The sequence below is a fragment of the Mucilaginibacter terrenus genome, from assembly GCF_003432065.1.
Lineage (GTDB): Bacteria > Bacteroidota > Bacteroidia > Sphingobacteriales > Sphingobacteriaceae > Mucilaginibacter > Mucilaginibacter terrenus.
Map to the genome: position 1 here is coordinate 37422 of NZ_QWDE01000008.1, position 7244 is coordinate 44665.

5 protein-coding genes and 1 rRNA gene are annotated in these 7244 nt (G+C 45.1%); 3 read left to right on the plus strand and 3 right to left on the minus strand.

Features of this window, described 5'->3' with window-relative positions:
* Positions 1–32: 32 nt before the first annotated feature.
* Together DYU05_RS20760 and DYU05_RS20765 are read left to right on the plus strand one after the other, a co-directional pair.
* Positions 33–2825, plus strand: coding sequence for a TonB-dependent receptor (locus DYU05_RS20760; RefSeq protein WP_117385093.1), 2793 nt, complete (start codon positions 33–35; stop codon positions 2823–2825).
* 5 nt (positions 2826–2830) lie between these two features.
* Complete coding sequence (locus DYU05_RS20765) at positions 2831–3607, plus strand: GLPGLI family protein (RefSeq protein ID WP_117385094.1); 777 nt, start codon at positions 2831–2833, stop codon at positions 3605–3607.
* 137 nt (positions 3608–3744) lie between these two features.
* Here the strand turns inward: DYU05_RS20765 and DYU05_RS20770 are convergent, their stop codons facing one another.
* Positions 3745–4617, minus strand: coding sequence for a sugar phosphate isomerase/epimerase family protein (locus DYU05_RS20770; protein WP_117385095.1), 873 nt, complete (start codon positions 4615–4617; stop codon positions 3745–3747).
* A gap of 124 nt (positions 4618–4741) precedes the next feature.
* Entirely contained in the window at positions 4742–5929 is a 1188-nt protein-coding gene (locus DYU05_RS20775) for a Gfo/Idh/MocA family protein (protein WP_117385096.1), read from the minus strand.
* A 435-nt stretch (positions 5930–6364) separates the two neighbouring features.
* Here DYU05_RS20775 and DYU05_RS20780 point away from each other — a divergent pair, with 435 nt between their 5' ends.
* Positions 6365–6976 carry a PAS domain S-box protein gene (locus DYU05_RS20780; RefSeq protein ID WP_117385097.1) on the plus strand — a complete coding sequence of 204 codons (612 nt, stop codon included), beginning with the start codon at positions 6365–6367 and terminating at the stop codon, positions 6974–6976.
* Positions 6977–7166: 190 nt separating this feature from the next.
* On the opposite strand, the gene rrf is transcribed toward DYU05_RS20780, so the two are convergent.
* A 5S ribosomal RNA gene (gene rrf, locus DYU05_RS21565) occupies positions 7167–7244 on the minus strand; the annotation flags it as partial.

The window sequence follows — 7244 nt, forward strand, 5'->3', positions numbered from 1 at the left end:
AGTTATATCTTGTTCCCCCGTAAACCATCAGTATGAAGATCACAATTTCTACCCTCCTGCTCTTTTTTCTTTTTTCTGCAGCGGCATTTGCGCAAAAAAGTTACTCTGTTAAAGGTGCCGCTATCGACTCCGCATCAAACGCAAAATTACTTAATGCAAGCGTCAGCGTTTTAAATGCTAAAGACTCCATCTTACGCAAGTTTACCCGCGCAGGTACCGGCGGCGCTTTTAGTATCTCGGGGCTTAACAAAGGAAACTACATCCTGATGGTCACCTACCCGGATTATGCAGATTATGTAGAAAAGTTTACGCTTGACTCGGCCCATACCGATCACAACTTTGGCAGCATCAACATGCAGCTCAAGTCCAGATTGCTTAAAGAGGTACTGATTAAAGGTACCGTGTCCGCCATAAAAATTAAAGGCGATACTACCGAGTATAACGCGGCTGCATTTAAGATAGAACCAAATTCAAAAGTAGAAGACCTGATTAGGCAGCTACCAGGTATGCAGGTTGATAAGGACGGTAAAATTACCGCGCAGGGACAAGCCGTACCAAAGGTACTGGTAGATGGTGAAGAATTTTTTGGTGACGACCCTACCCTGGTTACTAAAAACCTTCGTGCAGATATGGTGGACAAGGTGCAGCTATACGACAAGAAAAGCGACCAGGCTACCTTCACAGGTATTGATGATGGTGAAAAAACCAAAACCATTAACATTAAACTAAAAGAAGATAAAAAGAACGGCTACTTTGGTAAGGTAAACGGCGGTGTTGGTACTGATGGTTTTTACGAAAGCCAGGCTTTGTTCAATCGCTTTAAAGGCAAAGAAAAATTCTCGGGCTATGCTACAGCAGCTAACACAGGTAAAACCGGGCTAGGCTGGGAAGATAACAACAAGCTGGGCAACTCTGACGGTTTGCAGTTTGGCGATAACGGCGAGATATTCATCTTTGGTGGCGGCGGCGATGACCTGGATTCTTTCGACGGAAGATACAACGGCCAGGGCCTGCCAAAAGCATACACCGGCGGTTTACACTACGACAAAAAATTTGATGCTGATAAGCAGTCTATCAACACCAACTATAAAGCAGGTTCGCTGGAGGTTGATGGCACAAATAACAGCCAAACACAAAATGACCTCCCGGGCCGTTCATTAAAAACCAATGCCGACGGAACCGACAACAACTACATGTTCCGTCAGAAACTGGACGCGATGTACCAGGTAAAAATCGACTCCACCTCTAACTTAAAGGTGACGGTAGATGGTACGCTAAAAAACTCCCGTACACGCAGTAGTAACCTGTCTGAAAGTATGCAGAATGATACCTTACTTAACCGCCAGGATCGCAGCTTACGTAACTACACCGATGCGCAATTATTTAACGCAACGGCTTTTTACAACAAAAAACTAAAGAAAACAGGCCGTACTTTCTCTGTCAACTTTACTGTAGGTACCAGCGACAGCAAATCAAAGGGTAACCTTAATGCTACTACAGACTACTTTAAAGCGGGTCTGCTGGATAGCAGCCGCGTTATAGACCAGTATAAAACTAACGATATGATGAGCACCAAAGTGCTTACCAACGTTACCTATACCGAACCGTTTAGCAAGTACTTCTCTGTGGTGCTTAATTACGGATTGAACATTAACAATAGCGAGGCTGACCGCAAATCATTCGACCAAACCTCACCTGGTGTATATAATTCCCTTGTAGATTCACTCAGCAGCGATTACAAGTTCAATCAATTGGCTAACCAGGGTGGCGCTATCTTCAACTATAAAAAGGGTAAGCAAACTATCAACTTTGGTACAAAGGTATCGGCCGTGCGCTTTAAACAGGTAGACCAGGTAACAGGAGACGACTTTAAACGAAGCTTCACCAACTGGAACCCTACAGCTACTTATCAGTACAGGTTCTCTCAGCAAAAATCATTTAGCCTGCGTTACAATGGCAGTCCAACACAGCCAACGTTTGACCAGATACAGCCTATCCGTAACAACAATGACCCATTGAACATTACAATAGGTAACCCGGATTTGGGTCCGTCATTTACGCACCGCTTTAACATCAATTTCAACTCCTACAAAACGCTTACCGGCCAGTACTTGTCGGGGTACGGCTCTTACTCCTTCACTACAGATCCGATAGTAAACAATATCACTACCGATACATCTGGCAAGAACACCATCCAGTACCTTAACCTTCCGAACAGGAAGCAGGCAAACTACTATGGTGGTTTTTACTTTGACAGGAAAATCGCGGCGCTTGATTTTAATGTTGGCTTAAGCGCTAACCTTAATGGCAATACTTATTACAGTTTAAAAAATGGTGCAGAGAATAAAACAACATCTAACACCATAAGTGGCCGCTTAAACTTTAATAAATACGTTCAAAAGAAATTTTCCTTTGATATTGGCGCCGGTCCAACGTATACCCGTGGTCAATCATCACTTAACCCCAACCGTAACAACAACGGCCGCGGCTTTAATGCAAACGGCAGGTTTAATGTATACCTGCCCGGTAAGATACAAGTGGGCGCAGATGGCGAATACCAGTACCAGGCAGCAACCCAGTCGTTTGATACCCCATTTGAACAAACCATCATCAACGCTAACATCACTAAGACATTCTTCAAGGCAGAAAACCTGAAGTTAATACTTAGCGGTAATGACTTGTTGAACCAAAACTCTGGCTTTAGCCGCAATGCCAGCGGGTTATACATTTCTCAAAGCAGGTACACTACAATACGCAGGTACTTTATGCTTTCGGTACAATGGGACTTTAACAAAATGGGTGGCGGAGCACCTGCAAAGAAATAACGATCATGAAAAGAATATCAATTATAGCCCTTATTACCTGCCTGTTCAGCGGCAGCTTACTGGCTCAAAACGCCCACTTTACTACCAGCGGTACTATTGAGTTTGAGAAAAAGGTAAATATGTATGCCTTCCTGAAAAAACGCATGACGCCTGACAACGAGAGTTTTTTGGCACCTGCACTGGAGCAATACAAAAAAACGCAGCCGCAGTTTAAAACACTAAAAAGCACGCTAACTTTTACCAATAACAAAACCCTGTTTACACCTGAGGAACCACCAGAAACAAACAATAACAACTTTTTTGGTAATGAGCCTATTGCGCAGCAAAACAATACCATCTTCACCGACCTGAACACCACCATTAGTACGGCCAATAAAAAGGTGTTTGAGCAATTGTTCCTGGTAAAAGATACCGTACGTAGAATTAACTGGAAGATAACCGACGAGACCCGCGAAATAGCAGGTTACAAATGCCGCCGCGCCAATGCCGTGGTAATGGACTCCATATACGTGGTAGCTTTTTATTCTGAGGAGATCCCGGTAAGCGGCGGCCCCGAAACTTTCACCGGCTTACCCGGTATGATATTGGGTGTAGCCTTGCCTCACGAGAATGTAACCTGGTTTGCTACTAAAGTTACCGACCTGCCGGTTGCCGAAACATCACTTAAAGTACCTAACAAGGGAAAAGCGGTGAACGCAGCAGGCCTGGCAACTACCCTTAAATCAGCATTGAAGGACTGGGGAGAATACGGACAGATTTACTTTAAAATATTTTTGCTATAACCTAAACTGCATACAATGAACAAGCCCTTTGAGTTATCAAAGGGCTTTGTTGTTACCCCCTAACCCCCTGAAGGGGGAACAGGTAATGGACAAGTCCTTCAATAACATAATTAACCTAGCTTTTCAAAGTTCCCCCTTTAGGGGGCTAGGGGGCTCCGGCTAAGATACTTTGCATTTTTAGCAGCGCTTTGCAGCGGTGTTTCGTGGTCATAGCGGCTCTGCTCAACAAAAAAGTATTTGCAGCCGCTGTGTTGCGCTGCTGATAAAAGCTTAGGAAAGTTGATAATACCCTCGCCCAAATCACAAGCCGATTCCTCCTTACTGCCTTTTGGCAGTCGCCGCTTCAGTACATCCCGCAGGTGCATCAGTTTAAAGCGGCCAGGGTGCTTAAACAGGTAGGCGTATGGATCGCGCCCTTCGCTGACCGTATAGTAAACATCCATCTGGAAATCTACCAACTGTTTATCAGTATTCGCCAACAGCACATCAATTGGTAGTTGCCCGTCTACCAGCTTGTACGGGTAATCATGCGGATGGTAGCCATAGCGCAAACCGTGCTTTTTGCAAATCTCGCCCCGCTTATTAAAATCATCAGCCGCTCGTTTAAATACGTCTATCGACTTTTGAGGTCCCAGCCACGGGCATATCAAATACTTCATGCCTATCTCTGACGATTGAGCGGCAAGTTGCTCAAATTCCGTAACAGGCATCGGATTATGATGGGTAGATACCAGCTTAAGGCCGTATCCGTTGGCAAGCTTTTGAAAAGCCTTGTTGTTCATGCCCCAAAACACGCCCTTGTCGCTGCCATAGCTTTCCAGCTGAGTATAGCCCATTTTGCCCAGCTGCTTCAAGGTGCCTTCCGGGTCCTTCGCCATTTCCTCTCTTACCATATAGAGCTGTATGCCCGGGTTTGATAACGCCGGTGCTTCACCAAACGCTAACAAGCCCGGCAACGGCATAGCAGCAGCCAGTATACCACTGCTGTATAAAAAGTTTCTTCTGTTCATAAGCCTTAAGCCTTTAACCCCATAGCCCCTAAAGGGGGAGCAAGAGTTGAATATTTTCTTTATTTGACATACGCACTTAAGCTTTTTAAAGTTCCGCGGCAGAGGTTAGGTGGTAGCTGTGAGCTTACAAGTCCCTTACGATAACCTCTCCAGTGGTTTTATCTTTCAGAATAAGTTTTCTATCGCCGTGCGGAAGTATTTCTTCTTTGATAAGGTAATATTGTTCATCATAGCTGGCGAATTCAGTAGCAATTTTGGTATCGTTATTACCGCGCCAGTCCTCAAGCTGAACAGGTTCCCACACACCACTTTTGGCAGATGCGTAGGCCGCGTCAATAATGGCGTTCACCACATACCCGTCGTAAAAGGTCTCAGCCGGCTCACGGTTTTGCTCGATCGCTTCAAACATGTCGGTAAACATGTGATTATATCCAAGTTCATTTACTTCGTCGCCAACCGGGAATAGCCAGCCGCTACTGCTCTCCGCCTTTTCGGCAACGTAGCCGCCACCTTTACCTGTACTGAACATATCGAACCCTGTACGTAAAAAGTTATTAAGCCAGATGGTACCTTCGGTGCCCATCACCTCGTCGCGCAGGTCCATTCCGCCGCGGAAACACCAGCTCACCTCAAACTGGCCGATAGCGCCATTAGCGTACTTCACCATACCTATTGCATTATCTTCAGCATCAATAGGGTGTACCTGGGTAGCTGCCCAGCACATCACCTCAACCGGTCTGATGTCCTTACCAATATAGTTACGCGCGATCTCGATACAATGACAACCGAGATCTACAATGGCACCGCCCCCGCTTTGCTCTTTGTTCCAAAACCAGTTGCTGTGCGGGCCGGGGTGCGCTTCGCGGCTTTTGGCCCATAGTATCCTGCCCAGGGCGCCTGCCTTAACACTTGCCAGCGATTTCAGGAACTTTGGTCCGTAACATAAGTCTTCCAGGTAACCGCCCATAATGCCAGCCTGTTCTACAAGGTCCAGCATTTGTTTTGCCTCTGCCGCCGTGCGGCCAAGCGGCTTTGTACAAAGTACATGTTTACCTGCTTTAGCGCAGGCTTCAACGGCGGCAAGGTGCAGATCGTTGGGGAGAGATATTACCACTACATCCACCTCAGGGTGTTCAATCACCTCCTGCATACTGGTGCTGTGGAAGGATAGCTTGTAATCATCAGCAAACTTTTTGGCTTTATCTGCACTCCGGCCGTACACAGCAAAAAGCTGATCTACACGGCGGTGCGCCACCAGCGAATCGGCATAGAACCGCGCAATAAAGCCGGAGCCGAGCATAGCAATTTTCATAAGTTTTGGTATAAAAGGTTTGAGCCGTTAAGATAGGAAATTTTGCAATCTATGCCGACCACACTTGGAAAATTGGGGAGAGAATCGCCAGAGCTTTCAGGAAACATAATTGAGATAGATCTGAAAACCATTATAGCAGCTGAATAGTTAATATACAAAAAAATCTGCTTTAATGCAAATAATCATGAAAATAGCTATTGCAAACGGTGTGAAAAAGTGTGGTTCTTGCTGGTAAATAAGCGATTAGCTCAAGTGTTCATTTTCGATTTGACGCAAAAAACTGAACACTAAACCTGCATACATAAGCTAAGTGAGCATGTAACATTCTTGTTGATTTTAAGTGGGGTTTTACAATTAAAAGAATTTTTAATACTTTCCGTAAGTAATTTACGATGCAGTTAAAACACGGAATGTGTCGTGCTGTTAACAATAATAATGCACAAGGTTACCTCTACCATACATCTGCTCGAAGACTCGGTTTTTTACTACGTGATTACAACCGGTATGAACGGCACTTATACCTATGTGAATAAGCATTACGCACGTACTTTTGGCTACCGTTATTCAGACCTGGTAGGCCAGCCCTACTTTATCACCATGCATAATGACGATCGGCGTGTTTGCGAAGAAACATCTGTGCGTTGCTTTAACGAACCAAACAGGTCCTTCCCAGCAACCATACGTAAACATGATGGGCACGGCGGCTATGTGGTTACTCAATGGGAGTTCCGCGCCATGATGGACGATAATGGTGAGCCCTTAGGTGTTTTTTGCCTTGGTCATAACATTACAGAAATGGTAAATTCAAACACTGAGCTGGAGAAGACAAAAATAGAGTTGGCAGACAAAACTACCATGCTGGAGCAAATAGGTTGGGAGCAGTCTCATGTATTGCGCCGGCCGCTAGCCAACATACAGGGGCTAACGGGTATTCTCAGCAATATGGAGCTGGATCAAAACATGAGCAACATATGTGATATGCTTTCTGACAGTACTGAGCAGTTGGATAAGGTAATTAAAGATATGGTTAAGAAAGCAGAAAATTAATCACTCTAACTCGTTGGTTGTTCAGCATCACCTATACGACTATAGTGCTAATTGTTATATTTTTCCTGGTGAGCTTGTCGAACCATTAGTAGTGTGCTCAGGTCTTCGATACACTCAGACTGGACAGGTGTACAAAAAGCCTATAAACAAAGAAACCCCCGATGCATATGCACGGGGGTTTAACTTTAAGATTTGGCACCGACCTACTCTCCCACATTTTACTGCAGTACCATCGGCTCTGGCGGGCTTAACTTCTCTGTTCGGAATG

Coding starts and splice junctions, on each gene's coding strand:
- DYU05_RS20780 (WP_117385097.1), top strand. CDS start 6,365: ATGCACAAGGTTACCTCTACCATACATCTGCTCGAAGACTCGGTTTTT.
- DYU05_RS20770 (WP_117385095.1), bottom strand. CDS start 4,617: ATGAACAGAAGAAACTTTTTATACAGCAGTGGTATACTGGCTGCTGCT.
- DYU05_RS20760 (WP_117385093.1), top strand. CDS start 33: ATGAAGATCACAATTTCTACCCTCCTGCTCTTTTTTCTTTTTTCTGCA.
- DYU05_RS20765 (WP_117385094.1), top strand. CDS start 2,831: ATGAAAAGAATATCAATTATAGCCCTTATTACCTGCCTGTTCAGCGGC.
- DYU05_RS20775 (WP_117385096.1), bottom strand. CDS start 5,929: ATGAAAATTGCTATGCTCGGCTCCGGCTTTATTGCGCGGTTCTATGCC.